We start from the raw sequence: 26,686 nt of genomic DNA on the forward strand, positions 1-26,686 counted from the left end.
TATCATCGTCAGGTTGTAACAAAAACTCAATCATAAAACGAGTCATTGCTTTGCATCAAAATTGAGTTACCCGTGGGCTGCTTACCTAGAACCAAATACTCGTGGCTTTCGTTCTGGGTAATTAGATCTTCAATGTAATGGTTTAAGCGTTCTTCAATAAAGGAAGGTAGTGGTTTATTTTTGGTTTTATCACTCATAATAATCCTCTTCATATACAGGATAACGCCAGCGCTGGCGGGTGTATATTGACGACAAAAAATGAGGTTTCATTAGCTAAGCTGCATGAATGGGCACACCCTTGCAAACTCAATGTTTATGGGTTTAAAGTAAGTACATTTCGTTACGTTAACGAGCTGTAGCCCCGTTCAAATCAGAATAATAAACGCCTTTTTCTATAACAAATAACGATGAAAAAATTAAAGTTCAACGCTTGGGCAGAAGCTATTTGCTGACACATTGTCGGATAAGTTTAATCAAGTCATCTAGCTGTTGTTTGGCCGCTCCCTCTAGCGAATAACCAATGTTGATCCGTAAGCAGTTACTATAGAGATCAAGAGTACTGAACAGGTGTCCAAGTCGAATATCAATGTTTTTCTCGGTAACGGCTTGAGCAAAAATTGGTTGATTCAGATTTGGAATCTGTAGCCAAAGCACCATGCCACCTTGTGGGTGACTTATCTTCACGTCTTGAGGAAGGTGTTGGGTTAAATAGTTGAGGTATTGCTGACGCAACGAGAGGATTTGAGAGCATCTTCTTCTAACGTGCTTGGCGTATTGGCCAGATTCGATAAAGTCAGCAACCGCTAGTTGAGTGGGTAGGGCAACGCCATAGCTCGCGGCAGAAAATTGAGCCTTGTACTCATCCAAGTACCTTCCCGGCAAGCACCAGCCTAAACGATAACTTGGCGATAGACTTTTCGATACCGAACCACACCAAAGCACGTATCCACCTTTGTCATAGTATTTTGCTGGCAATGGTGCGTGTGATGAGTAAGAGAGCTCTAGATACACGTCGTCTTCAATGATTGGTACTCGATAGTGATTCGCCAATTTAGCCAGTTTTTGTTTTTGACTGGCCGACATATTGATGCCTTGAGGATTCATATGTGAGGTACAGAAGATAGCAGCATCCACACGTTTGTTTTTCAGATGTGTTTCTAGCTGTTGTAGGTCGACACCGTCATCCAAAGACGGGATCTCAATGATCTGACGTGACATCTTGCCAAGCAACTCCAGAATACCGTTGAAACAAGGTGAGCTGATGGCAATGGTGTCACCTTCTTTGGTACACGATTCAAGAGCAGCTTTAATTGCCGACATGCAGCCAGCAGTGATCACCATTTCTTCAGGTGAAAAGTGCACATCGAGCTTGGCGAAGTGGGTAGATAAAGCCTGTCTTAACATCGGCTCGCCCTGTGTATCAGGATAATGGTTGAGCCTGTTGCCCATGCGTTTGATAGAGCGACGGAAGCTGCGTTCTAGTTCAACAATCGATTGTTCATCATTGGTGGTATTAGAGACCCCTAAAGGCCCATTGATTGAGTTGTGAGTCGATGAAGTTTGTCTGACTCTGGAAACCTTACTTTCAAACTGTGCCCATTCCGGTGTGGAGTGAGAAGGCTTATGAGGTGATACAAAATAGCCCGCTTGCGGTCGAGAATGAATCCAACCCTGTGATTCTAACTCTTGGTAACAACTCACTACGGTCGACATGCTGATGGCTTGTTGTTTGGCTAACTGGCGCAGTGAAGGCATACGTCCACCTTCGGGTCTTTTCCCCGTTTCAATCTCATCTATAAATTGATTAGCAAGCTTTCTGTAGATACTCATGGTCACGATCGTTCTTAACTGTACTGGTTTTTATTATAATAATTGTATCTGTACTGGTTCTGTTGATCAAGGGATACTCTTTTAAAACAAAGGAGGGGTCAGTATGAAAAGAAATGATTTGTTGTTAGCGGTGTTCGTGATGGCAATTTGGGGATTCAATTTCTCGATGATAAAAATGGGTGTGACAAATGTTCATCCGTTGTTGGCAACCGCTGCGCGTTTCTCGCTAGCGGTGATCCCGGTGATATTTTTTGTAGCGAGACCGAATATCGCTTGGCGCTATTTAGTGAGTTATGGTTTTGTGTTTGGTGTGGGTATCTGGGGCATGGCTTCTTGGTCAATCACAGCCGGGCTTTCTTCTGGGCTTTCATCGGTATTGCTTTCAACCAATGTGCTAATCGGTATGGCTGTTGGGGTATGGGTTTTCAAAGAAAGTGCGTCGGTTCGTAAGTTAATGGGTGCGATGTTAGCGATGTGTGCCTTGGCGGTATTGGTTTCCGCAGCAACGGGGAATGTCACCGTTAATGGCGTGCTTCTTATTATGATCGCAGCGTGCAGTTGGACGTTAATGGGGGTGATTGTTAAGGCATCTAAAACTAAGCAGGCTTTTGCATTTAATGTGTGGGGAATGCTGTTTGCGCCAGTTCCATTAGTGTTGTTTGCCGTGATGCTGCACGGTGACCAAATCATTTGGCAGGGTATCGAACTTTGGGATTGGAACACAACGATTGCCGTGTTGTTTCAGGCTTACCCAACCACGCTATTTGGTTACTGGGTGTGGAATAAGTTGTTAATCCAATATCCGTTAAGCACGACCGCACCGTTAACCTTGCTCGTGCCAATCTTTGCATTGATCAGTGGTTACTTTATGTATGACGAAGTACTGTCAGTCGCCCAAGTTGTCGCATCGGTACTGTTCTTAGTCGGGATTGGTTTGATTGTGAAGCCTGCTAAGGCTTCGAATGCCCAAGCTACAACGAAACTCGCAGAACAAAAGTGATTGATAATCGGCCAGCATTCAATAAACGGATAGAAATCAGATGCTTTGAATAACAAATAAGACCTCGCACTTGCGAGGTCTTATTTTATGTCGTAGAAGTGAAGTTATTTAAAGAATCAATTAACTGCACTTTATTAACCAGCTCTTAATTAAGAACTCTATTAACTAAGCAATCAAGTAACCATACACTCAAGCAATTGCCCTTCTAGGCCTTCCTCTATTTGGTGCCCAATCACCTCAATTCTGGTTTCATTGCATTCATCAAGTTCACACTCTGTTAGACCATCTTCCGTTAGGTTGTAACCAAATATGCCACTTTGAGTGATGAACACTGCTTTCATTCGTTCGGCTTTGAGTCCAACCAATACCTTAAGCAGTTGCTGGCGGTCGAACAGTTTGTCAGCCTCGAATCGCCAACCCACACTTTCAAACCCTTCACCTTGGTTGCTCGCTTTTATCATGCCGCTTTCTGGCATCGGTAATTCAGAAGCGAGTGGCTTATCTTGTTTATGATCATGGTAGTGATGGTGCCCATGAGCTTGATGATGGTAAAAATTGGTGTTTCCATCGAACTCGTCGGAAGGGATCTTACCGTGATGAGCAAATATGAGTTTGGTGTCTGGGTGACAAACCTGTGCGACGTACTCAGCCAGTTTTTCTGCATCGCCACTTTTGTAGAGATCGACTTTATTACCCACAATGGTGTCGGCAATGGTGATTTGCTGATTGAAGGTATCATGTTCAGAATAGCGTGTGTCAGAGAGCTTGCGGGCATCAACCAAAGTAATGTTTTTCTGTAGTGATAACACTTTACGATAGTGCTCTGAAGACAAGACTTCTAGCACTTCTTTAGGGTGACCAAGCCCGGTTGGCTCGATCAATAAGCGATCAGCTTTTGCTTCTGACAGCAGTTGATTCAGTGCGATCTGCATCGGTAAACCAGCCGCGCAACACATACAACCGCCAGGCACTTCACGAATAAACACTTGTTGTTTGCTGTCGCTCCCTTGTATCAAACTGCCATCAACGCCAATTTCTCCAAATTCGTTCACCAAAATAGCCCAGCTTTCATCTGCGGGCTTATTCTTCATTAGGTTGAGAATCGCAGTGGTTTTACCTACGCCGAGAAAGCCGGTAATGATATTGGTTGGAACTCCCAAGATAGGCTTTTTATCAGAGCTCATTGGCAATTCTCCGATAACCTTGAACAAGGGTATGGTTTGCTGAAACGACCGACTCCGAAAACGCAGAGTACTCAGGTGGGACTTTGGAGATATTGTTCAAATCAAACCCTGAACCGATGTTGGTCATTGGTGGTACATGGAAGCTCTCAGGTAAGTCGTGACCGTCTACCACACAGTTATGGCGAATTACACAACCTTTGCCAATCACCGCATTAAAAACGACTGAGTTGAAGCCAATAAATACGTCGTCACAGACCTGACAAGGACCATGAATGATCGAGCGATGAGCGATGGATGAGCGTTCACCAATGGTGACGGCAGCGCCAGCTTTTGAGTGAATAACCACACCGTCTTGAATATTGGTATCACGCTTGATCACGATGGCTTCCATATCGCCTTGTTCATTGACTTCGTCAGCTCGAATCACGGCGTAAGGGCCAATAAATACGTTGTCTTCAATGATGACCTTGCCACATATGATGGCCGTTGGGTCAATGAAAGCGGTCTCCGATACTTCTGGCATATGGCCGCTTGGGTTTCTTCTTAACATATTGGGTTCTTATTATTTATGGGTAATGACAGCTGAACTAGCGTTTGAATGACAGCCTCATTGCTGAAGTTGGCATTTCGTTTGGTATCTCATTTGGTAAATGAGTGGTATGTGTGCTGTTGTCTGCGGATTCTGGGTTGCTATAAACCTTGATGCCGTTTACCCATGTATGCTTAATCTGAGCAGAGAATTCGTGTCCTGAGAATGGCGACCACCCACATTGATACAAGCTGTTTTCATTGCTGACCAAGGTTGGGTCTCGCGGATCGACTAACACTAAGTCGGCGTAGTAACCCTCACGAATATAGCCACGCTTCTGTATCGCATAACGGATAGCTGGGTTATGTGCGGTTTTCTCGACAACCTGAGCCACAGTCATGTTTCCCGCACTTACATGGTCAAATAGGCTCAATAGGGCGTGTTGTACCAAAGGTAGTCCTGCTGGAGCTTGTTCGTAAGGAACTTGTTTTTCTTCCCATGTATGCGGTGCGTGATCCGTCGCAATGATGTCTATTTTCCCCGTGTTCAAAGCGGCTAATAGGGCGTCTCTATCACTTGGGTATTTGACGGCCGGGTTACATTTGATTTGGTTACCTAGCGCTGCGTAATCTTTGTTGCTGAACCAAAGATGGTGCACACAAGCTTCTGCTGTAATGCGCTTGTCTTGAATTGGCCCTTCGTCAAACAGAGCGAGTTCTTTGGCTGTCGTGATGTGCAACACATGAAGTTGACTGTTGTGTTTTTTGGCTAGTTCAATCGCGTAAGAAGAAGAGGCATAACAGGCACGGTCATCTCTTATAATTGGGTGATCTTCAATCGTGAAAACATCTTTTTCTTTTCTTAATTGTTCTTGGTTTTTAGCGATCACTGGCCCGCTTTCGCAATGGGTGACAATAAGGACGGGAGAATCACGAAATATGGCATCGAGCGCTTGAGGATCTTCAACCAACAAGTCGCCGGTCGAAGCGCCCATAAACACCTTCACACCGCAGTGTTTAGTCGGGTCGAGTCGCTTAATCTGTTCGAGGTTGTCTTCAGTTGCTCCGAGATAAAACGAGTAATTTGCCATCGAGTTTTGTGATGCAATATCAAACTTTCTTTCTAAGGCTTCAATGGTCGTTGTAGCAGGGTTTACGTTTGGCATCTCCATATAACTGGTAATACCGCCTGAAACCGCTGCTCGTGACTCTGTGGCGATTGAACCTTTGTGTGTTAATCCCGGTTCACGAAAGTGAACTTGGTCGTCAATCATCCCTGGGATGAGGTAACAGCCTTGCGCGTCAATGACCTCATCGTTTAGTTCTGGCTTGATATCATCCGCGATTTTTTCAATTCGGTGACCAACGATTAACACGTCGGTCTTAGTCACGGTACCTTCATTGACCACTCGGGCATTTTTGATGAGCGTTACTGACATAGCGTTTCAGTGTCTCCTTTCTGATTAAGGCTAAGGTAATTTTGAATGTATTAGAGGTTGGGCTAAGTGGAATGTCGCTAGGTATGCTCCGCGCAATCATCGCACACGCAGTTAATCTCCAATTGAGGACTGACCACGGTGAAACCTTCTTGTTTGGCGTGGGATTGAAGCCCATGAATCATGGCAGGGTCGATGGTTTGCTCGCTGATTTTGTCGCACTTTGAGCAAATTAAAAATTGAGGGATACCATGTTCATGTTCGCAAAGGATATGGTCGCAGAGTATGTATTTGTTGGAGACTTTAAGTTTGTGCGCCAAGTGTTGTTCTTCAAGAAACTCCAACACACGATAAACTGACATAGCTTGAACATGTTGGTCAAAGTGCTCCTTACAATAATCAACGATTTCATAAGCAGAAAGTGCTTTGTTGGCGTGTATTAAGGCCCGCAGAATTAACTGTCTTTTGGCCGTAAATTGTTTGCCACTGACCTTACAGCCCTGTTTTACATGTTCAATGATCGCTTCAAGATCTCTCATTAAATCCACAAAATTAGAAATAATATAGGTATGTTATAACATAACAAAGAGGGGTGTGAAACGTACTTTTTGCTTTGCTTAAGCTAAGTGTGAGTAATATTGGTTGTGGATGAGATAAGGTGCCGAGGCGGTTGTTGAGTTGAATAGTGAGTTCTGGTTGAAAATACGGTTTTAAAACGTCCAGGAGCGTGCAACATATCAATAGTCAGTATTGACCCAATCGAATTAAATCCTGAAATGATACTAATCTTATATTTAAGAATGCTCATTTAGTAACCTCTGTTGAGTTTGATATCAAATCAAGTCGCTGATTTTATTGAACATAGGAGAAAATTCTCTTAAATTAATATTTAGGAAACAAAAGTTATAAATTCCATATTAAGCGCTATTAATAGCATATTATTCTATTTTGTTGTGCGTTAGTAGATGTTTTTTAGCCATATATGTGAATTTAGGAGTGGCTTATCTTTCTGATTTGAAAGAATAATTAAATAGTTGAGATAAAAAAGTTGGCGAAAATCAGAAGCTTGGCATACACTTTCCTTGTAAATGACCTTATCTCATTGATTGAATAGGGTAAATGCTTTGGCGCTACTGGCGATGGTAGCAATGTTTAACATAGCTTTGAGGAAAGTTTTATGGCACTCACGAAGGCCGATTTGGCTGAGAACCTGTTTGAGACACTCGGATACAGCAAGCGGGATGCCAAGGAAACGGTTGAAGTGTTTTTCGAAGAAGTTCGTAAAGCACTCGAAAATGGCGAACAGGTAAAACTGTCTGGTTTTGGTAATTTTGATCTTCGCGAGAAAAACGAGCGACCTGGTCGTAACCCGAAAACTGGTGAAGACATTCCAATTTCTGCTCGACGTGTTGTTACTTTTAGACCGGGACAAAAACTAAAGGCCCGTGTCGAGAATATTAAAATCGAGAAGTAGCCAAGCAATAGACCACGCCTAGCGTGGTCTTTTTGTATCTGGCTCATTTAACCTCCAGTAATCGTCTCACTTCAAACATCTCTTTGGAACGAGAACAGTCCCGTTTCCTATGCGGGTATCTTAAGTCGATTAGATCCTCTCGTTTCGCCACATCTTATTTGCTCTCTGAACTTCTCTCTTATACTTTGCTTTTCTGTCTGAACCCTTTTCAGGTTAACCCCCATCATTTCTGTGTTACATATCTTTTTTTAAGCCGTACTTCTTTCATTAAATCTCACACTAACGGTGTCTTTGTTGCCTCACTCATAGCCATTCAGGTAATCGTTTAGTTTTAATAAACGAAGGTTAAATATATTTGAATTTAAATAAACAAATCAATTTGATTTAATGCGAGATATTAACAGTCTCTTAACCTATTTAACCGTTCAAATACTAAGGATGAACTTTGCGACAAGCCTTTTTAGCTTTGATATTGCTCGCTCTGCCTGTGGTAGTCACGGCAGCGGAATATCAGCAAATAGCAGATATGTGTATTGCCTGTCACGGTAGCGACGAAGATACGTTATACCCGTCGATTCCCAACTTGAAGTGGCAAAACAAGGTTTACCTTACCGAACAGCTGTCGAACTTTAAGAGTGGTAAACGAACAGACAAAACCATGTCTAAAGTGGCTCAACTTTTGTCTGAAGACGATATCGAGAAACTAGCCAACTACTTTTACACACTGCATCACAAAGGGTCACCTCAATGAGTTTAGACAGAAGACAATTTCTAAAAGCTGCACTTTCCGCTACAGCCGTTTCTGCATTGCCGGTTTCTTGGGTATTTGCGGCTAATCGACCTGAAGATTTAGCGGTGCTCGATATCAACGCGTTAACGTGGATGAAAGCTGAAGACCTTCCAGATTATTACACCGTTTTGAATACCAACCCTCTGAATGCCTATCCGCCAGAAAGTATGCTTGCACCGGCTGTTACACCTGCAGACGTGCCGTTTGTTCGATGGAATGGCTTGATGCCAGATTTTGAAGAGATTGACCCTGAGACTTGGACTTTTGAAGTGAAAGGCGAGTCAGTGAAAGAAAGTAAAACCTATACGCTGGCAGAACTTAAATCCAAATTTAAACATCATACTCAAAGCCTTGTTTTGGAATGTGGTGGTAACAGCCGCAATAATTTCTATCCAAGCACCAAGGGGAATCAATGGAGCAACGCAGGCGTTTACTGTTCGCAATGGACCGGCGTTTTGCTCAGTGATGTTCTTAAAGACTGTGGCATTCAAGATGATGCAGTTTACGTAGGTAATCACGGCTTTGATAAACACTTAAGTGGTAAAGGCGAAGCCATATCGCGTGGTGTGCCTATTGCGGCTGCGATGAACGACAACGCTTTGATTGCATGGGAAATGAATGGAGAACCTATCCCATACCTTCATGGCTTCCCACTTCGAACCGTGTTTGGTGGACGCCCAGCATCGGTTTCTCAGAAGTGCACGATAGGGATTAGTATTCGTAACAAAATTCATGACAGCCAAAAGATGGCGGCACCTGCTTATCAAGTGCCAAAACATCCGATAGCGCCGGGTGAGAAGGTCGATAACAAAGATTTTCGAATCATTGAAGAGATGATCGTAAAATCGTTGATTACTTCACCAAAGAGCGGGACTGAGTTTTCGCTTGGTAAAAAAGTTACGGTCAGCGGCCATGCTTGGGCCGGGCTCAGAACAGTTGAGAAGCTGCAGGTGAGTTACGATTATGGGACGACATGGCATGATGCAAAACTTAATAGACCTGTCAACAAAGGCGCTTGGCAGCAATGGGAGGCCGATTTAGACCTTCCTATGACCGGTTATTACGAGATTTGGGCAAAAGCAACCGACAGTGAAGGCGACAGTCAGCCAGTCGTACAACCACAATGGAACCCGAAAGGCTATCTGTTCAATGGTTGTCACCGTATTGCAGTTCGAGTGTCGTGATGAAACAAATTAACAATAAGTCTCTTCATAATCATTCTACTTTCGACAACTCTGCCCCCGCCCGGTCGACTGATGTAGGTAAGCGTTCTTACCGCAAAGACATAATGAGAGCCGCACTAGTATACAGTCTATTAACCTCGATGCTTGTACATGCCGATGAGATTCCAGAAAATCCGAAAGAGTATTACGGTGTAGACAAGACCTCTGGGTTAATTATGGCTCCAGGTTGGGAAGTGGTGAATGGCCAGTGTAATGCGTGTCACACCAGTTTAATCGTGGCTCAGAACAGCGGTACTAGAGAACAGTGGCGAGAGACGATCCAATGGATGGTCGATACTCAGGGGCTGTGGGACTTGTCTGATACGTGGGATCCAGTGCTCGATTACTTGAGCACTTACTACCAAGACAAAGGCATCGACATGAATAAGTATCGTCGTAAGCCTATTGATAGCGCCTTGTTGCCACCAATGCTAGGAGCGCATAAATGACGATAAATTCAGTGACGTTAGTGTCTATATTTCTGGCGCCAGCGATGGCCGTTATGTTGCTTTCTACATGCTCTGAGGAACATTCCGAACCTGACACCAAGACAGTGTCCAAAATGGAAGTGAAGGTCGAAGAAGCCGAGATTTATACACCAAATTTAGTCGCGGGTGAGAAACACGCTCAGAACCTTTGTAGTCAGTGCCACGGAGATAAGATCATTCCTTTTGTGCAATCTTACCCAAATATAAAGGGACAAAAGGCGAGTTACATCCTTAAGCAATTACGTGATTTCAAAATCGATGAACGCCAAGACTTATACATGCAGTCGGTAGTAAAATCTTTATCAGATAGAGACTTACAAGACGCGGCGGCATTTTACAGCATGTTAAAACCTTTGGATTTATACAACCGCTCTAAAGAGTATTATCACCAATAGTTTGGAACGGGGAGGTTGTGACAGACAAGTGAACGGTTTGCTTATCAAACAAGAACTAAAAAGGGATGCGAGTGCAGCCCTTTTGGTGTCTGTTGGTATTACACGGTTCGCGTTATGCCGCTTTAATGTGAGTTGTAATATATGGTTGCCATGCTTGTTGGTAAAGCTCTAGAGATTGACGTCTTAGGCTATTGATTTGCGCCGCTTCGATGTCGTTAATTGGACGTTTTTCTGCAATAGCGTGACGCTCAATGCCTTGGATGATTTCGTAAAGCTCATGCTCAGGGCCACTTTTCACATCAGCGATGGCTCTCAAGTGAAGCTGAACTTCGGCAATAACATTAGTTTTAGGTAAACGAACCAAAAGGTTCAAATCACGGTAGCCAGAATCCGCCGGTGATTTGAATTTGTTTTTCACTTTTACCACATCCGCTTCGCGGATTAGAGCTTCGTATACTTCGACCAAGCTTTCTACATCGTTAGCGATGATGGTTGCACGGGCTAAGTCGGTAATTCTTGATACATCGCCATCTAACTCAAGATCAATTTTCTCTTCTGCTCGTGCTTGAGATTTAACGCCAGCAAAGAGTGCGTCTGAGTTAGTCAGTAGGGCAGTACTTTTACAAATGGTTTCTAGTTCAGCCTGTGCTTGGTGAGCTTTGCTGTACAGAATATCGAAGTCGGTATAAGGCTGAGTCGGACGTGAGTCGAATGCTTTGATGCCGTATAAGCCGCTAAGGCTGTGGCGGAATACGTTTGATGAATCTTGGTTTTGCGCAGGAGTGCGCGATTGATCAGTTGAACTCGTTGAAACAGGTGCTGCTGCGAATGCAGGCGCTCGGCTCAATACTAGAAGCATTAGGGCCGTCGTACGGAGAAATACACTCATTCAAACTCCAAAATACAAGGTTACAAAAACGGGTAATCAAAAGGGGTAACCAGTAACGCATAAGAGTAAAAACAGCTTAACTACACTAACCAATCTCACTATCTATTAGATGGGGCTAGTTAAGACCGAAACCAACTCTAACGTTTAATATTGCTTTAAAATGTGAAGATATAGACAAATCATTTAAGCGTTTGTTCCCAAATTTTGAGAACTTTGAACCTCGGCAATCTTCTTTGCTAACTCGCGTCGTTTTTAAGTTTGAATCAAGCGAAGGTTGCTCTTACTTCTCTATACTGTACCCTTGCATTATGACTATTTAACATGAACGAAAGATGAATAATCCTGAATTTTGGCACAATAAATGGGCAGCCAACCAAATTGGTTTCCACCTTGAAGATGTAAATCCGCTTCTTATCGAATTTTGGCAAAAGACTCACCCTGGTTACGACAAGAGTGTCTTCGTGCCTCTTTGTGGTAAGAGTGAAGATTTGATTTGGTTAGCGACCAAGCATGAAGAGGTTCAAGGTGTCGAATTAAGCCAGATCGCGGTTCGCGCATTTTTCGCTGAGCACTTATACACACCGACAGTGACTCAAATCAGTAGTCAACATGAGCTCTACCAATTCGATGAATTGAGTGTTTACACCGGTGACTACTTCACTGCGCCCATTCAGCCAGTCGACATTATTTATGATCGAGCTTCTTTGGTGGCTTTGCCTGCTGATATGCGCGTGCAATATGTGGAACGTTTGAAGCAACTGTTAAAGCCAGGCGGCAAGATCTTGTTGGTTACATTGGATTACGACCAAAGCGAAATGGCAGGACCTCCGTTTAGCGTACCTAAGCTAGAGATCGATCAGTTATTTGCAGGTTATAAGATTACTCTGTTGAATCAAGATATTGCAGATGATGAACACCCTAAGATTGCGAAGAAAGGTTTGTCTCGATTCAGTGAAGAAGTGTATTTGATTGAGTCTGACGCTTAAGCTGAGTTTGCTTTTAAGCCAATAGCTAACAGCTAGCGCAACAGCTAAAAGGAACAAAAGACGGGCTCGATAGCCGTCTTTTTTATTATTCAGATTTGAAGTCGTGATTGTTCAGAATTGAATAGCTGGTTAGTAAATCACTTTTACTTTTGCCGCGCTTTCAATGGCATCTTCGATCGCTGTCTCTGTGCTGTTGCGACGAGTTAACGCCACACCAAGACGACGGCGACCATCAATGTCAGGCTTACCAAACAGACGGACTTGCGTTTGTGGTGCGTCTAGCGCTTCTACAAGGCCTTCAAAACGGATATTCGTTGATGTGCCTTGGCCTAAGATAACCGCTGATGCACATGGACCATATTGAATAATCGACTTAATTGGCGAACCCGTAAATGCGCGAACATGTAGTGCGAATTCCGATGAGTCTTGAGAAATCAAAGTTACCAAACCAGTATCGTGTGGGCGAGGGGAGACTTCATTGAAGACGACGTGGTCGCCTTTAACGAACAGTTCAACACCGAAGATACCGTGGCCGCCTAGTGCGTTAACTACTTGCTCTGCCGTGTATTGCGCTGCTTTCAGAGCGTTGTCTGACATCACTTGTGGTTGCCATGACTCACGGTAGTCACCGTCTTCTTGGCGGTGGCCAATTGGTGCACAGAAGTGAACACCGTCGACTGCACGAACGGTAAGCAGTGTGATTTCGTAATCAAAATCGATGAAGCCTTCAACGATTACGCGACCCGCGCCAGTACGACCGCCTTCTTGTGCGTAACCCCAAGATTTTTGGATATCACCTTCTGTTTTGATAACGCTTTGGCCTTTGCCTGAAGAACTCATGACTGGTTTCACAACGCAAGGCATACCCACGAATTCAATAGCGGCTGAGAAATCTTCGAAGGTGTCTGCAAAGCGGTAAGGAGACGTGCTCAGTTTCAACTCTTCTGCGGCTAGACGACGAATGCCTTCGCGGTTCATCGTTAGCTTGGTTGCATTCGCAGTTGGAACGACATTCAACCCTTTTGCTTCTAGCTCTACTAATTTGCTGGTGGCAATCGCTTCGATTTCCGGTACCACATAATCTGGTTTTTCTAGTTCAATAATGGCTTCTAAAGCGTCAACGTCTAGCATATCCAATACGTGACTGCGATGTGCGACTTGCATAGCTGGCGCGTTTGCATAACGGTCACAAGCAATAACTTCTAAACCTAAACGTTGGCACTCGATAGCCACTTCTTTGGCGAGTTCACCTGAACCTAATAGAAGTACACGAGTAGCATTTTCAAGAGTAGCGGTACCAAACATAGAAATTCCTTCCGATCTTTTGAACGAGTGATTGAAAACGGGGCGATCATACTTGTTTAAATGACAAAAGCAAACGTTTGCTTAGGTTGCTGCGTTAATTACAAGCATAAAAAAGCAGCACCGTTAAATAGGGCTGCTTATTTGAGTTTTTGTTAATTAAATGTACTTAGATTGCTAAGTAAGTCACTGGAATATCGGGATTAATCGCTTCTAATGTAGATTGCGTATCCGCTAGGTGACTAATGCTACCATCGGCCATTTCAACCAAAGCTGCGTTTTCAATTTGTTTAAAATTGAAGCCAGCCAATTTCAGCTGAATTAAAGCCACTTGTAGAGGTGGTAGGCTCGGGTTGAACGCTGCGTTTTCGGCGTAAGCACCCGTAAAGATTTCGCCAGTTGTCAGTTGTAGTGAAACGCCACTTAGGTTTTTAGTGTAAGGAGCGTGGCTGCGGTTCAATGCAGCTAAAGCGTCTATAACAACAGGGCTCGTTTCATCTGTTGTGTACTGGTGGTTCAGCTTTGTCATCAAGCCAGTTGTCACACCTAAATCAGCAGGGCCGAAAGAATCTGGCAGGTATTCCTGCAGTGACATTTCATCACGCTGTGGAAGTTGAACCTTCAGTTCTTTTGCCGTCGTCAATTCGTTCATAAATTGGCGACAGTGACCGCAAGGGCTGAAGTTGATAGTGATGTCAGAAAGGCCTTCTTCACCCTTCATCCAAGCGTGGCTGATGGCTGATTGTTCAGCATGAACTGTTTGACCAAGTTGAGCACCTGCGATCTCCAAGTTTGCACCGAAGTATAAGCGACCAGATAGGCCACGCACGATGGCACCAACATAGAATTCAGAAAGAGGCGCATAGGAGTATGCTGCTGCGATTGGCAGTAAAGCTAGGCGAACTTCTTTATCAGAAAGACCGCTCGCATCCAGCAAGCTTTGCAACTGCTCTTTAGAGATAGTGGCGTCAAAGTTGTCTGCTAATACGATGTCACTCAAAAGCGCTTTCATTGATGTTGGAGCACTTTCCAGCGCCAGGGTAATACGACTGTTCATGTTGAATCCTTAATTGACCTTAGGCTTTAATTCTATGCAATGCTCAGGATTTTTCTGTGATTATGATCACTATTGAGTTGTTGTTGTTACATTGGTTTGCATAATTAGAGTGAGGTCACAGATGAAATCGATTGCAATGACAAAAATCATCGTTGATATCGCAAATCAAAGGTTAGTTGGGACCGTTATCGCTGAATAATGGCGACGAAAAAGCCCAAACAGACGCTGAAATAACAGGTGATGTTTGGGCTTACATGATCTTATAAAAATAATGTCAGAGTTGATTGGTTAAGAGTAGAGCCAAATCACCACTGAAAATACGCTAGGTGCAATAATTGAAGTGATAACCCCACAAAGAACCAACGCCAACGAACTGAATGCCGCATCTTCTTGGTTCTTTTCAGCACACGTAGCGGTACCTAAAGCGTGAGATACCGTGCCCATGGTTAAACCTCTTGCGATTGGGCTTTTAATTCCAATCAGGTTATAGATAGGGTAAGCAAAGATGGCTCCGAACAGACCAACGATTAACACCAGAATCGCTGCAATCGCTGCTTCACCGCCAAGGTGGCTCGATACTTCCATTGCAATCGGTGTGGTGACCGATTTACCTAGCAGGCTAGCAATAAGGCTCAGGTCTGCTTTAAAGGCGACAGCAATCAATGCTGTCGTGGTCATCGACATTACACTGCCCAGCGTGCAAGCAAAGGTAATGATGCGCCAATTAGCTCGAATTTGAGGTAACTGCTCATACAAAGGGTAAGCAAGTGCCACAACCGCAGGCTGAAGCATGTAAGTAATCCAAGTGTTGTCTGCGTAATAGATCTCGAAAGGGACCTTGAAGAACAACAGGATAGGAATAATGATACTAATGCTGATCAGTAACGGATTACACAATGGTGAGTTCACTTTCTGGCTGACCCAACGAGCAAACAAAAACACCACGATAGTGAGTAGAATCCACATGATTATTTACCTCTCGAAAGCAAGCGGTCTAAGAACCATGATAGAGATACCAATACGATCAGCGTTCCACCGACCGCACTCGCCATTATTGGCAGTGCGTTGGCGATAAGCATATCGAAGTGATCCATTAGCCCAACACTGATTGGGACGAACAATAAGATCATCAAACGAATAATCAAACTGGCACCGGGCTGCACCCAGTGCGAAGGAACGATACCAATCACCATGGCAGTAAACAGAATCAACATGCCAAAAATACTGCCTGGGATTGAGGTCTCTAGATATTGTTGTAACGCGTTGCCTGCAGTGAGAGCACCTATGATTAAGGTGAAGGAGATTAAGCAGTAAACGAGTTTGATCAATCTTTCTTTCAAAGTGTCGCGTCTCTTGATTATGAATTAACTAGCTAACTTTTCTACGTACTGATAAACCGCTTTTAAGATAGCCATTTTCTTCTCGTCGCTTTCGTGTTCATGCGCGAGGTTTTCGAGGTTCAACATATAATCCTCTAAACGACTCTCGTAATACTCACGGCAGTGGTTAGCCCATTTGAGTTGTTCAGCTTCGTCTAGCGTCCATGGGAAATGGCGAGCACGGTAACGGAACAACAAAGGCTTAATACGTTCGTCACCAAAAGTGATGTCCAGTGCTGCCAAGTTATTCGGGTCAGTTTCACGAATGATGTTCATAGCGGTTTTGTCTGCTGGTGAGAAGAAACCGTCGTAAAGATGTGTGTCTACGTTGGCGCTTTTCTCGTACTCACGCTCTTGTGAATACAAACCGATCAGCTTTTCGCGGATCTCTGGATGTTCACGCAATAGGGCTAGGTTTTTCAAGCATTGTTGACGGTCGATACCGATCGTTTCTGCGTTTTCAGCGGTGAGCGTTTTTGCTGGCGCAAGAATAGGACACTTGTTGAGCTGTACCAGTTTGATTGGTACGGGTAGTTCGTCTTCAGCAAGCTCACTGCGCTTGGTATAAAGCCTTTCTCTTAGTTCATCCGCATCCATTTCCAGTAACGGACTTGGATCTTTCGCTAGGTCGACCACAATAACCGCATTTTGGTTGGTTGGGTGCCATGCCATCGGCACTACCCAGCTTGTGTAATTACAATCACGACCAAACATGCCAGAAACGTGCATTAAAGGCGTCATGTTTACGATGTCGACTAAATCGTTCAACTTGCGCTTATGACGCATGTTGTAGAGGTAATCAAACATCTTAGGCTGTGCGGCCTTTAACTTCTTAGCCAGTTCGATAGTCGCAATAACATCTGCCATAGCATCGTGCGCGTTTTCGTGTTCGATGCCGTTTGCCACCGATAGATGTTCCAGTTTGAAATTTGGAAAACCTTCATCGTTTGTTGGCCAGTTAATACCGTTAGGGCGCAGTGCATGGACGGCACGCATCACATCGAGTAAATCCCAACGTGAATTGCCGTTCTGCCAGCTCCAAGCATATGGGTCAATAAAGTTGCGATAACAGGTGTATCGTGTTATTTCATCATCGAATCGAATGCTGTTGTATCCAAGGCTCGTCGTATTTGGCTTAGCAAGCTCAGCATGAATTTTAGCGATAAACTCAGGCTCAGGTAAGCCTTGAGACATAGCTTTCTGAGGCGTAATTCGAGTGATTAATGCGGCTTCAGGTCCAGGAAGATAATCAGCAGGAGGCTGACAGTAGATAACTAAAGGCTCTCCGATAATGTTGAAATCTTGGTCGGTACGAACACCGGCGAACTGACTCGGGCGATCTTTCGCTGGGCTAACGCCCCATGTTTCGTAATCGAAAAAGAAGTAGGTCGACTGATTATCTGAACTCATTGAATTTCCTGAACAGCAAGCGGGAGCCGTTTACTGTGGCTGAAGGTTAGTTTTGTTCAGTATCTGATAGTATGCGGTACGCGTGCAACCCAGATCACAAATAAATTGCCGTAAAACGGTGGTTTACTATTCAATCGAGCCGATAGGTGTGCGTTAAAATCCAATTGTGACTATTTCTTAGAACCCTTCTGTCTGTTTTCTTCTTTCTATCCCGGCTTTATGAATTGTACTGAAGTTACCGCGAACGACCTTGTTTGCGGTTTGCTCTAGTGGTTGTAGTTGTAGTTGTAGTTGTAGTTGTAGTTGTGGTTAGGGTTAGGGTTAGAGTTAGAGGCGCATTCATTTTCTTAGACAGGTGTATAAGCTATCGTATGAGTGTTTAAATCGCTGCATCTGCCTATCTAGCGCTCTGCCCACGAAGGTGTCAGTCTGCAATATAATTCTCTTTTCCTTATTTAGTTTGCGGGCATTTATGAGTGTAGGAATTAACTTAATTGGTGGGTTCTACTTGTCTCATTTTTAATACTCTATAGACGCCTTGTTTTAATTGGATAACACAAGAAACGGTAATGCTTAATTTATATTACAATGTGAGATTAATCCCGACTTGTTTCACTTTTGAGACTATATTGCAATACGATGATCTATATAACAATTAACCTTAGTTAAATAAGTGTTTATTGCTATCCTTTATTTTTTGACTATTTTAACTAAGTTGTCTTTTATGAAAATTAATGCCGTGCAAAAATAAAAGGATTAAGTGTAAAACTAGTTTTATATCTACTAGTGTAAATAAGTAAATACCATTTTTTTTAGTGTCATTTATATCAATTTTCGTGATCTTATCCTCACTGTGCCTCATTTATTTATAAATAAGTGTCAATGTATATGTTTTCTAAATAGGATTGTTGTTACTTGACAGTTAACTTTGATTGACTGTTAGGTATCTCTAATAATAAAGCCGATTTTATATAAAGGATTAAAGAAATGAACAAAGTATTTAAGGTTGTTGCTGTATCTGCACTTTCTATCCGTCATTCCGCAGCCAATTCTAGATTTTAATGTAAACGCCCCATGAACCCACGAGGCGATGTTGTTAATGTTTGAAGTTCCAAGGTAGGAGCGCATCGATATCAGGCTCAGCTTTCGCTAGCTCTTTCATGCACTTGACCATGTAGTCGTAGAGGATAAGGCCGTTGGCTTTCGCCGTCTCGACGATGCTGTAAAGCATCGCGCTCGCATCAGCACCATTTGGTGTGTTCGAGAAGAGCCAATTTTTTCTGCCAATGACCAGCGGTTTAATGGCGCGTTCAGCACGATTATTATCGATAGATAAATGACCGTCATCGATATAGCGGATAAGTTTCGGCCATTGGCCGAGCGTGTATTTTATCGCCTTGCCCAGCGAGCTAGACGCTAGCACTTGTTGAGTCGTCATCCACTCGTACAGCTCATCCAGTATCGGCTTGGCATGCAGTTGACGTTCTGCTTTTCGTGTTTCGACAGTCGCACCTCTTAAGCGCGATTCTATCCCATAGAGCTTCTGGATTTTGGCTAGCGCTTTATCTGCTTTGCCTGACTTACCTTTACCTTGAAGCTTCTTAGCATCCATGAACTTACGCCGTGCATGTGCCAAGCAACCAACATTGGTTACGTGATGAAGACCATCATAGGCACCATAGCCATCGGTTTGCAGATAACCACTGTAATCCCCCAAGAAGGCAACAGGGCATGCCCTCGCGCGACTGTTTTGATAGTCGTACAAGGCGATATTCTTTACATTCGGCAGTGCAGCGTCGGGCGAGTCTGCGCCCGAGCAGTAGAGCCACATATAACACTGTTTATCTTCTTTGAGGACATTGAGCGGCGTTTCATCTGCCTGAACCACCACTTGTTGGAGTAGATGCTCTTTCAAGGCCGCATACAGCGGTGTGAACTTCTCACTGACTTGGATAACCCACCTTGCCATCGTGGTTCGTGATAGCTCGATACCCGACTGGGTAAACAGCGACTCTTGGCGGTACAGTGGCATTGCGTATTGATATTTGCCAAGGATGATGTTGGCTAGCAAGCTTTCTGTCGCGAAGCTTTTAGGGATGATGCTCTGGGGCGCTGGCTTTTGAACGATGTGGCTTTTGTCTTCAGTTTGCTCGCACTGACGACAAGCATACTTAGGACGAACATATTCCAGCACTTTGAGCACGGCTGGTGAGAACTCAAGTTTCTCACTGCGGTCTTCACCGATTTTATGCAGACTATGTTGGCAGCATGCACACTGTTTTTCATGGTCGTCTAAATCGAGTTCGATAACCTCACGAGGCAAAGTCTTTGGAAGTGGCTTGCGTTTACCACGCTTCTTCGTTGTGGTCGTTGTTACCTCAACCACCTCTCCCTTAGCGGCTTCACATTCCACTTCGTTGAAGAGGTCACCTTGAGATTCATCGTAAGGCTTTAACGCCTCCGAGCGTTTTGCGAACTGGCGGTCGAAAGCAAGTTTGAGTTGCTCAAGCAGAGATTGACGCTCTTGTTTCCATTGGTTTTCTGACGCCATCAGCGCTTTCACCATCGCTTGTAGCTTGGCAATATCTTGGCTTTCTGGGTTGATATCTGGCGTCTTTTTCATGGCATTTATTATACTAAAATCATGCTGTTAACGCTTGGCAGATAAGGCTTTATTATCGATTAAGTCATTGTAACATCGTTTATTTGAACGGGTTTATGGCCGATAATCGTGAAGCCAGAAAGCAGTCTATCAAGCTCGAATTGAGTCAGGGTAAACACTTCATTTTTCTCTTTTGTAGGCCATTTATACTTGGCTTTTTCAAGGCGTTTATACCAAAGCGCAAAGCCAGTTTTATCCCAGTACAGCACTTTGATTTTGTCGCGCTGTTTATTGGTGAACAGGAACAGTGCGCCGCTTCCCAAGGGTAAATCGGTGTCACTTTCGATAATCGCCGCGAGGCCATTGATGGACTTTCTAAAATCGACACTCTCACGATACAGATAAATCTCTGGTGCGCTGAGCATATGTTTCATGACAAGGCTCCAATGAGTTCTGCCAGGTAGGTAGCGGGCGTGCCTTGAGGAATGCTCAACTCCACATCATTGATGAGAAGTGTCATGTTAGCGGTGGCTATTTGAGCTTGATATTTCGTTGTCTTTTCGACGATCTCTGCCCGTACAAAGCCTTGAGAGACATCTGCTTTTTTGAGTTGCTGGCGCTTAGCGTAAAACGTCGAGGGGTTGAGTTCATTTAGCTTACAAAATGCAAGCGTTGACAATGAACTCGATTCAGATTGCTCGATGAGCGTTTGCCATTCTTGATTAGTGTGTCGTTTTCCCATTTCAAATCTCCTTATGGTTGGAGACTTGATCTTATTCTTCGCGCTAGGCGATTAGAATGCGGGGTTTATGACGCGCTTACATTTTAATTAGTGTGATCCCACGATCATTTATCAATAATGATTGCAGTTGAGACTTGACGCAGATCCCCCGTTTTGATCTATTACTTTTATTTGCCGGTAACTTGCGATGTCTGCTCCTCAACCTGTCATAAAACGCTTAGATCATCTTGGATTAATCGCTGCATTCTGTCATGAGATTGATTTACCCGGGCTTATCGACCGCATAATTCCTAAGTATTCAGAGCATAATGTCTCACACGGTGATGCCGTTCTAGCCATGATTTTGAACGGTTTGGGCTTCCATAGTCGAACATTGCATATGTTTTCTGACTTTTTCGAGACAAAGCCAATATCAAAGCTGCTTGCTAAAAACATAGAAGCGCACCACTTAACTGATGATGTTCTTGGGCGCACATTAGATGCTTTATTTGAAGCTGATGTATCTATTTTATATCAAGTTATTGCAGAGCATACCGTTGAAAAATTGGGCCTCAAGACAGAGTCTGTCCACCTTGATATAACGAGTTTCCATGTTGATGGTGAATATGCTCAATCAGCAGAGGATGACATTAATTCTATTCAACTCGTCAAAGGTTATAGTCGAGATCACCGACCTGAATTGAATCAGGTTGTCCTTGAATTAATTTGTGAAAATCAAGCAGGGCTCCCTGTTTATATGCAGGCTCTCAGTGGAAACACGAACGATGCAAAAGCATTTGCAGAGGTCACTAAGCGCCATATTCACTGTCTTAAAGCCGCGCAAAATAGTCGTTACTTTATTGCTGATGCAGCTTTATACACGTCAGACAGTATTTGCTCACTTGATGAACAAAAGCAGAAGTTCATTACACGCGTCCCAATGACCATTAAAATGGCCAAACAAGCTCTACTGGCATTATCGCCAGCGCAATTAGAGCCTATCGGTAATGGTTATTCGGGGCACTGGATTGAATCTGATTATGGCAACGTGAAGCAGCGATGGTTGTTAGTGAACAGCGAGCAAGCGACAAAGCGAGAAGAAGCCACTTTTTATAAAAATTTGGATAAAAATCTGACCAAAGAGCTTAAATCTCTAGCTCAATTAGCTAAGAAACAATTTGCCTGTGCGACTGATGCACAAAAGGCTATGAGTGAATTTCAGAGTCAATGCCAACTGTTGAGTTTCGAGCAAAGTGAGATACGGCAAGTGCCCGAGTTTGCTGGCCGAGGGCGCCCTAAAAAAGATGAGGTTCCAACTGGATACCACTACAAAATTGAAGCAAATCCGTTCACTGATTTAGAAAAAGTAAAACTCGCGAAGCTTAAAGTTGGTATGTTCATTCTTGCGACCAATGATACTGAAAGTACCGATCTCGATATGGCTGCGTTACTGGAACACTACAAGTCACAACAGAAAGTCGAGCGAGGTTTTCGCTTCCTTAAAAGCCCTGAGTTTTTAACATCATCTATCTTCTTAAAAAAACCACAACGCATCGAAGCTTTACTCATGATAATGACCTTAAGCCTAATGGTTTATGCTGGACTCGAGCATAAGATACGTGAAGAGTTGGCTGTTACTGAAGAATTTTTTCCAAGCATGGTTAAGAACAAAACCACATCTAAGCCAACTGCTCGCTGGGTGTTTTTAAAATTTGAAGGGGTCGATACACTTGAGTTCGGCGAACAATGGTTTATCACCGGCATTCAAGACCATCAGAGGAGATTGCTTCAATTGCTAGGTAAGCTATATGAAGCAATTTATTCCTAAATGAGGTGCGGAATGTCGGTTCTATCTCTTCAGCGAATGTTTTCGCTGTGAGTGACACTTTTGATGCAACACTAGAAGTAAAACAAGCAATTACGATGACAAAAACAAGTGATCTTGACTTCGGTATCATCACTTCAGATAACACAACAGATGTTGTTATCGCTCAAGGTGACGCAGGTGCTGCGGCATTTACGCTTTCTGGAGAGTCTGGTGATGCGGTAACAGTAAGTATTTCTAATACTGACTTACTTAATGGCGCAAATACAATTGGGGCTGAATTTGACTTTAATAATGCTATCACTCTGACGGGCGGTACTGCGGATCTTAAAATTGGTGGTACAGCAAAAACCTCAACAGCAACACTAGTTGCTGGTACTTATACTGCAAACGTTGCAGTTGATGTTACTTATCAGTAATTAAGTGAAACAAGTATAATATAGTGGCTGTTTTAGAGCAGCCATTTTCCACTATGAAGCTTCTATTTAAATATTCGATATATATAGGCCTGATTTTTTATTCAAGCCCATTTCATGCTCTAGAAATAATTCCTGAAAATATGGAATTGAAATTTCCGGGTATGTATATCTCTGGATCGGGTCAAAAAGCCGATGCTAATCCGGCTAATAGTCAGATCTATGTGGTGCGTTTTTATGTTGAAGGCGAGCCAGGTAAAAAGATCGTGGTGTCTCTCCCTTCTAATCAGTACCTCAACCATTCTCGTAAATCTAAACGTCTTCGTATTAAAAAGTTCTATTTTGGCTGCGGTTTATCAAAGCGAGGCAGGGCCAAAATAAAAGGTAATGGAAGAAGCAAATTACTGTGCATTGGTGCGAGAGTGAAAATTGGTGCTAATCATCCTGCTGGCGTTTACACCAGCACTATCCCTTTTGAGGTTAATTATAAATGAAGTTGTTTATCTCATGCGTTCTCGGCTTATTTTTCACATCACAAGCCTATGCTCAACTCCTAATCGCTCCCACTCGTTTTGTTCTAGACGCTGATACCTCCGTAACGGAAAAAATCGTGGTGGAGAACAATTCAGATCAACCGATTCGATTGGAGATCAAGCCTATCTATCGACCAGTAAAGGCCCATGGGCTGGTTCGCACCGATACCAATATTGCAGAGTCTGAAAACATCGCCAATTGGATTAAAGTATCACCACCGATTATTCGTGAATTGAAACCTAACCAAAGGCGCACGGTTCGCTTACGTATGAACGCCTTGCCAGCCGATATGCCTGATGGCGAATACCGAGCTTATTTATGGTTTTCACCTATCGCAAAAGCATCTGAAGTTGCAACGGCTGATTTATCCCGAAAGGTTCGTTCTAACAACGGTTCTGCGTTTCAGCTTAACTTTCATATCAACAGCTACGTCCCAGTTTACGTTCAGAAAGGTCAGAAGGTACAAGATGTGAAGTTTCAATGTGATAACCAAAACCTCAAGATCACCAATGACGGCAAGTTTCAGTTCAGCGCTAAATTGAATGTCAACGAACATAGCGAAAAAGTAGTGTTACTTCGTAATGCCGAGTTAACTAAGCCCTTCCCGAAAGGTTCGAAGGTTTCATTGGTGCAAAACGACCAACCCTTGTACGAATGTGTTTTGTAGTTCGCAATATGTCTTGCCCATGATTTCACGCTCGATTGAGTGACAAAGCGATCTATCGAGTGACTAAAAAATCAATGTTCAAACGTATGATTTGGCGAGTTACCTTGTTCTCTTCTCTGTTTCCTTTTGCAGTGCATTCGGAAGGGGAACACGAGGCGACTGAACTTTATCCTGCTCATATTGAAGTTCGAGTTGGGCAAGTCGGCGATAGCTTTTATCGTGTCATGATGGATGACTACGAAGAACCGTTTATTTCAATTTCAAACGCTGCATTTTCATTGTTGGAAATGAATGGGCAATGCGATGACAAAGGCTATTGCGAAATCTACCTGCCGCAAGATGTGGGTAGAGAGTCTCCTCCCTATATCGTCGATATCGAACAAGCTGTCTGCTATCGAGATGACAACAATATCCAGTCAATCAAATTTGAAGTGATTGACTCGGAAACCTACATCCACTGGTACAGCTTACAAGCCTGTATCCCTGCCAAAATCCGATGGGATATTGATGACTATCGGTTAACGGTCTCTCCAGAATTCAGCTCGTTGACCGAGTTAGAAGCAGTGATCTCAAAGATCAAAAATGAATCCCGTAAGAAAGCGGAAGACTTAAAGCGCGCGGGCAATATTCCAGCTATAGAACCGCGTGCGACTGTGGGTTTAGCGACGAGAGTTGCAGCCTCTGTTTATCATGATAGCGATATTGGCAGCGATGTTTATGCCATCTCCGACACCATATTAAGCACGGAAGACTCCTTGTCTCGACTGTCTATTGATTCAGGAGAAGACCAGCCCATCGTCTATTACAACATTGCGGTTGAGGCAAATGAAGGGGAAGGCTCTCTTGAAATCGGTCATGTGCTGTTAGATGGCAGCGTTTTTACCGTAAATCAAACACTCGAAGATGGGCTTTACTACACCAACCGAAAGAGTCAACCAGAGTTCGGCAACCTGCAATTGGAACGCACCACTCAGCCCAATATCAGTATCGACGTGCTGGTTAACGGCATCTATCAAACTACGTATCGTTCTGATGAGTTTGGACGTTTCGTTGTGGAAGAAGACAACATCTCGCCGGGTGACACCATTAAGTTTCGCTATTACTTATCGAAAGGGGTTTGGCAGGAAGAAGAGATTACCGTCGCGGGTTTAGAAGATGCATTTTTGCCACGCAACGAGTGGGGCGTGCAGGTGGTCGGTAATGAAGGTGCAGACAGAGCGAGTGCCGTATCTCTGGAATATGGCCTTGCTGATTACTTTACTGTGGGGAGTGCTTTTATGAGGCAACATGGAAAAGACTTAGTCGGTTTTCAGGGGCGATATTTACCGACACATTGGTTTGCAGGTCATATCGGATGGTTGCCTGATTTCCATCGCTTTCCAACGGAGTTTGATATCTTGTTGGGAAGCGATCAATCCGTTTCGATAGAGCTTAATAAAACCGATGAATTAGATTTGGAGTCGATGGAGTACCACGTCTTCAAATATAACCTGTCTCTAGCCAACTTAACGGCATTTTTGACGGTGAGAGATGACGAGAAGGAATTGAGTGTCGAGCCCAAGTTTAACACCAAGGTATCTCCCAACTTATTTTTCTCTTATGCTGGAGACTATCGATATATCAAGAGCTCCCATAAAGATGATTATCTTCACACAATAGGGTTAGCCAAGAGCGGATTTTCAGACACCTCTTGGAATGTCTCGGGCACAGTGAATGGCTCCGGACACCATGAACGAACCGAGTTTTCGTTAAGGAACGCGTGCAAAGAGTGCATATTGGACCCACTTAAAGCTTTTCAAGAACTTACGACCAATGTATCCGCAAGATATCAAAAGCAAGAGGTGTCATTTTCGGCTTCTCTAGAAGCGCGCGTGAACCCTTATCTGGTCTTCAAATTGGAAGGAAACGAAGACCGTTATGGTGTGGAGGTGACCACTGAATTTGGCGCGAAAACCTATTTTGATGAGAACATAGGCGAGTTCGTTGAGTGGAATAAATACAATCAATCTAAGCTGACTGGAATTGTTTATGATCACCACAAGCAGCCTATCGCGGGTGTGAGCTTACAAATACTGGACCAACGTGCGGCGAGCGATTCAAAAGGGCGCTTCGAATTCTCAAATGTTCCCGCGCGCGACAATCTGCCTATCTATATCGATGAAGGTGCGCTTGACCTTAACTTAACGCCGATTCAAAACCCTGTATTTGTGAATACTAAACAAGTCGGGCTGACCCATGCTCATATCGAAATGGTGGTGTCATTTGGCGTTGACGGCACAGTCGAGGGCATGCTGGAAGATAACGCATATTTACACTTCAAACACATACAAAAAGGCACGGAATATTCGAGTGAAATCGAAAGCGATGGGTTCTACATGGTAGAAGGACTCATCGCGGGTAAGTATATTGTCACCTTAGAGATGGGCGACAAAAAATACGTTCAAGGAGCCGACTTGGACGGCGACTTTTGGGTAAGCGACTTTTGGGTAAGCGACTTAACATTCCAGTTGATCGATTTCCATAAGGTCTATTAATGCTAGTTGAGGCTTA

26 protein-coding genes and 1 pseudogene are annotated in these 26,686 nt (G+C 43.7%); 12 read left to right on the forward strand and 15 right to left on the reverse strand.

Features of this window, described 5'->3' with window-relative positions:
• Positions 1–41 precede the first annotated feature (41 nt).
• Both ACMAZD_RS08010 and ACMAZD_RS08015 read right to left on the reverse strand, forming a co-directional pair.
• Positions 42–197: pseudogene (locus ACMAZD_RS08010) on the reverse strand (alpha-hydroxyketone-type quorum-sensing autoinducer synthase); the annotation flags it as partial.
• 244 nt (positions 198–441) lie between these two features.
• Positions 442–1,830, reverse strand: a complete 1,389-nt coding sequence (locus tag ACMAZD_RS08015) for a PLP-dependent aminotransferase family protein (protein ID WP_435249210.1) — start codon at positions 1,828–1,830, stop codon at positions 442–444.
• Between the two features lie 103 nt (positions 1,831–1,933).
• Here ACMAZD_RS08015 and ACMAZD_RS08020 point away from each other — a divergent pair, with 103 nt between their 5' ends.
• Positions 1,934–2,830, forward strand: coding sequence for an EamA family transporter (locus tag ACMAZD_RS08020; protein ID WP_435249211.1), 897 nt, complete (start codon positions 1,934–1,936; stop codon positions 2,828–2,830).
• A gap of 173 nt (positions 2,831–3,003) precedes the next feature.
• Here the strand turns inward: ACMAZD_RS08020 and ACMAZD_RS08025 are convergent, their stop codons facing one another.
• The 4 genes from ACMAZD_RS08025 to ACMAZD_RS08040 form a co-directional block, all read right to left on the reverse strand.
• Complete coding sequence (locus tag ACMAZD_RS08025) at positions 3,004–4,014, reverse strand: CobW family GTP-binding protein (protein ID WP_435249212.1); 1,011 nt, start codon at positions 4,012–4,014, stop codon at positions 3,004–3,006.
• Entirely contained in the window at positions 4,004–4,564 is a 561-nt protein-coding gene (locus ACMAZD_RS08030; protein WP_102431767.1) for a carbonate dehydratase, read from the reverse strand. The genes ACMAZD_RS08025 and ACMAZD_RS08030 overlap by 11 nt, the downstream gene beginning before the upstream one ends.
• A 37-nt stretch (positions 4,565–4,601) precedes the next feature.
• On the reverse strand, positions 4,602–5,981 hold the full coding sequence (locus ACMAZD_RS08035) for a dihydroorotase (RefSeq protein ID WP_435249213.1): 1,380 nt from the start codon (positions 5,979–5,981) through the stop codon (positions 4,602–4,604).
• A gap of 77 nt (positions 5,982–6,058) precedes the next feature.
• Entirely contained in the window at positions 6,059–6,517 is a 459-nt protein-coding gene (locus ACMAZD_RS08040) for a Fur family transcriptional regulator (protein ID WP_286298145.1), read from the reverse strand.
• Between the two features lie 638 nt (positions 6,518–7,155).
• On the opposite strand from ACMAZD_RS08040, the gene ihfA reads away from it, so the two are divergent.
• The 5 genes from ihfA to ACMAZD_RS08065 all read left to right on the forward strand — a co-directional run bounded on the left by ihfA (position 7,156) and on the right by ACMAZD_RS08065 (position 10,348).
• Complete coding sequence (ihfA, locus tag ACMAZD_RS08045; RefSeq protein ID WP_004734853.1) at positions 7,156–7,452, forward strand: integration host factor subunit alpha; 297 nt, start codon at positions 7,156–7,158, stop codon at positions 7,450–7,452.
• A 445-nt stretch (positions 7,453–7,897) separates the two neighbouring features.
• Positions 7,898–8,203, forward strand: a complete 306-nt coding sequence (locus ACMAZD_RS08050; protein WP_435249214.1) for a c-type cytochrome — start codon at positions 7,898–7,900, stop codon at positions 8,201–8,203.
• Complete coding sequence (locus ACMAZD_RS08055) at positions 8,200–9,426, forward strand: molybdopterin-dependent oxidoreductase (RefSeq protein WP_435249215.1); 1,227 nt, start codon at positions 8,200–8,202, stop codon at positions 9,424–9,426. The genes ACMAZD_RS08050 and ACMAZD_RS08055 overlap by 4 nt, the downstream gene beginning before the upstream one ends.
• The gene (locus ACMAZD_RS08060) at positions 9,426–9,914 is read left to right on the forward strand and encodes a cytochrome C (protein WP_102285839.1); all 489 of its coding nucleotides are present in this window, start codon (positions 9,426–9,428) and stop codon (positions 9,912–9,914) included. The genes ACMAZD_RS08055 and ACMAZD_RS08060 overlap by 1 nt, the downstream gene beginning before the upstream one ends.
• Positions 9,911–10,348, forward strand: coding sequence for a c-type cytochrome (locus tag ACMAZD_RS08065; RefSeq protein WP_435249216.1), 438 nt, complete (start codon positions 9,911–9,913; stop codon positions 10,346–10,348). Before ACMAZD_RS08060 ends, ACMAZD_RS08065 begins: the two co-directional genes overlap by 4 nt.
• A gap of 112 nt (positions 10,349–10,460) precedes the next feature.
• Here the strand turns inward: ACMAZD_RS08065 and ACMAZD_RS08070 are convergent, their stop codons facing one another.
• Positions 10,461–11,237, reverse strand: a complete 777-nt coding sequence (locus tag ACMAZD_RS08070; RefSeq protein ID WP_435249217.1) for a RelA/SpoT domain-containing protein — start codon at positions 11,235–11,237, stop codon at positions 10,461–10,463.
• 332 nt (positions 11,238–11,569) lie between these two features.
• On the opposite strand from ACMAZD_RS08070, the gene ACMAZD_RS08075 reads away from it, so the two are divergent.
• The gene (locus ACMAZD_RS08075) at positions 11,570–12,223 is read left to right on the forward strand and encodes a thiopurine S-methyltransferase (protein WP_435249218.1); all 654 of its coding nucleotides are present in this window, start codon (positions 11,570–11,572) and stop codon (positions 12,221–12,223) included.
• A 129-nt stretch (positions 12,224–12,352) separates the two neighbouring features.
• On the opposite strand, the gene purT is transcribed toward ACMAZD_RS08075, so the two are convergent.
• From purT to tnpA, 8 genes are all read right to left on the reverse strand, one after another.
• On the reverse strand, positions 12,353–13,528 hold the full coding sequence (gene purT, locus ACMAZD_RS08080; RefSeq protein ID WP_435249219.1) for a formate-dependent phosphoribosylglycinamide formyltransferase: 1,176 nt from the start codon (positions 13,526–13,528) through the stop codon (positions 12,353–12,355).
• Positions 13,529–13,694: 166 nt separating this feature from the next.
• Positions 13,695–14,582, reverse strand: a complete 888-nt coding sequence (gene cdd, locus ACMAZD_RS08085; RefSeq protein WP_435249220.1) for a cytidine deaminase — start codon at positions 14,580–14,582, stop codon at positions 13,695–13,697.
• A gap of 288 nt (positions 14,583–14,870) precedes the next feature.
• A complete protein-coding gene (locus tag ACMAZD_RS08090; RefSeq protein ID WP_435249221.1) occupies positions 14,871–15,548 on the reverse strand; it encodes an LrgB family protein in 678 nt (225 codons plus the stop codon).
• A 2-nt stretch (positions 15,549–15,550) separates the two neighbouring features.
• Positions 15,551–15,922 (reverse strand): CidA/LrgA family protein, encoded by a 372-nt coding sequence (locus tag ACMAZD_RS08095; protein ID WP_017080643.1) that lies wholly within the window; start codon positions 15,920–15,922, stop codon positions 15,551–15,553.
• 24 nt (positions 15,923–15,946) lie between these two features.
• The gene (sbcB, locus tag ACMAZD_RS08100; protein ID WP_435249222.1) at positions 15,947–17,371 is read right to left on the reverse strand and encodes an exodeoxyribonuclease I; all 1,425 of its coding nucleotides are present in this window, start codon (positions 17,369–17,371) and stop codon (positions 15,947–15,949) included.
• Positions 17,372–18,467: 1,096 nt separating this feature from the next.
• Positions 18,468–19,994, reverse strand: a complete 1,527-nt coding sequence (gene tnpC / locus ACMAZD_RS08105; RefSeq protein WP_435247105.1) for an IS66 family transposase — start codon at positions 19,992–19,994, stop codon at positions 18,468–18,470.
• A 59-nt stretch (positions 19,995–20,053) separates the two neighbouring features.
• Positions 20,054–20,407 carry an IS66 family insertion sequence element accessory protein TnpB gene (gene tnpB, locus ACMAZD_RS08110; protein ID WP_435247104.1) on the reverse strand — a complete coding sequence of 118 codons (354 nt, stop codon included), beginning with the start codon at positions 20,405–20,407 and terminating at the stop codon, positions 20,054–20,056.
• Complete coding sequence (gene tnpA, locus ACMAZD_RS08115; protein WP_016767112.1) at positions 20,404–20,715, reverse strand: IS66 family insertion sequence element accessory protein TnpA; 312 nt, start codon at positions 20,713–20,715, stop codon at positions 20,404–20,406. The genes tnpB and tnpA overlap by 4 nt, the downstream gene beginning before the upstream one ends.
• 187 nt (positions 20,716–20,902) lie before the next feature.
• On the opposite strand from tnpA, the gene ACMAZD_RS08120 reads away from it, so the two are divergent.
• The 5 genes from ACMAZD_RS08120 to ACMAZD_RS08140 all read left to right on the forward strand — a co-directional run bounded on the left by ACMAZD_RS08120 (position 20,903) and on the right by ACMAZD_RS08140 (position 26,670).
• Positions 20,903–22,522, forward strand: a complete 1,620-nt coding sequence (locus ACMAZD_RS08120) for an IS1634 family transposase (RefSeq protein ID WP_435247103.1) — start codon at positions 20,903–20,905, stop codon at positions 22,520–22,522.
• A gap of 5 nt (positions 22,523–22,527) precedes the next feature.
• Positions 22,528–22,938, forward strand: a complete 411-nt coding sequence (locus tag ACMAZD_RS08125; protein ID WP_435249223.1) for a DUF4402 domain-containing protein — start codon at positions 22,528–22,530, stop codon at positions 22,936–22,938.
• A gap of 53 nt (positions 22,939–22,991) precedes the next feature.
• Positions 22,992–23,429 (forward strand): DUF4402 domain-containing protein, encoded by a 438-nt coding sequence (locus ACMAZD_RS08130; RefSeq protein WP_435249342.1) that lies wholly within the window; start codon positions 22,992–22,994, stop codon positions 23,427–23,429.
• The gene (locus ACMAZD_RS08135; RefSeq protein WP_435249224.1) at positions 23,426–24,136 is read left to right on the forward strand and encodes a fimbrial biogenesis chaperone; all 711 of its coding nucleotides are present in this window, start codon (positions 23,426–23,428) and stop codon (positions 24,134–24,136) included. Before ACMAZD_RS08130 ends, ACMAZD_RS08135 begins: the two co-directional genes overlap by 4 nt.
• 74 nt (positions 24,137–24,210) lie before the next feature.
• A complete protein-coding gene (locus ACMAZD_RS08140) occupies positions 24,211–26,670 on the forward strand; it encodes a carboxypeptidase-like regulatory domain-containing protein (RefSeq protein WP_435249343.1) in 2,460 nt (819 codons plus the stop codon).
• Positions 26,671–26,686 lie beyond the last annotated feature (16 nt).

It is taken from the genome of Vibrio sp. nBUS_14, from assembly GCF_051201655.1.
Taxonomy (GTDB): domain Bacteria; phylum Pseudomonadota; class Gammaproteobacteria; order Enterobacterales; family Vibrionaceae; genus Vibrio.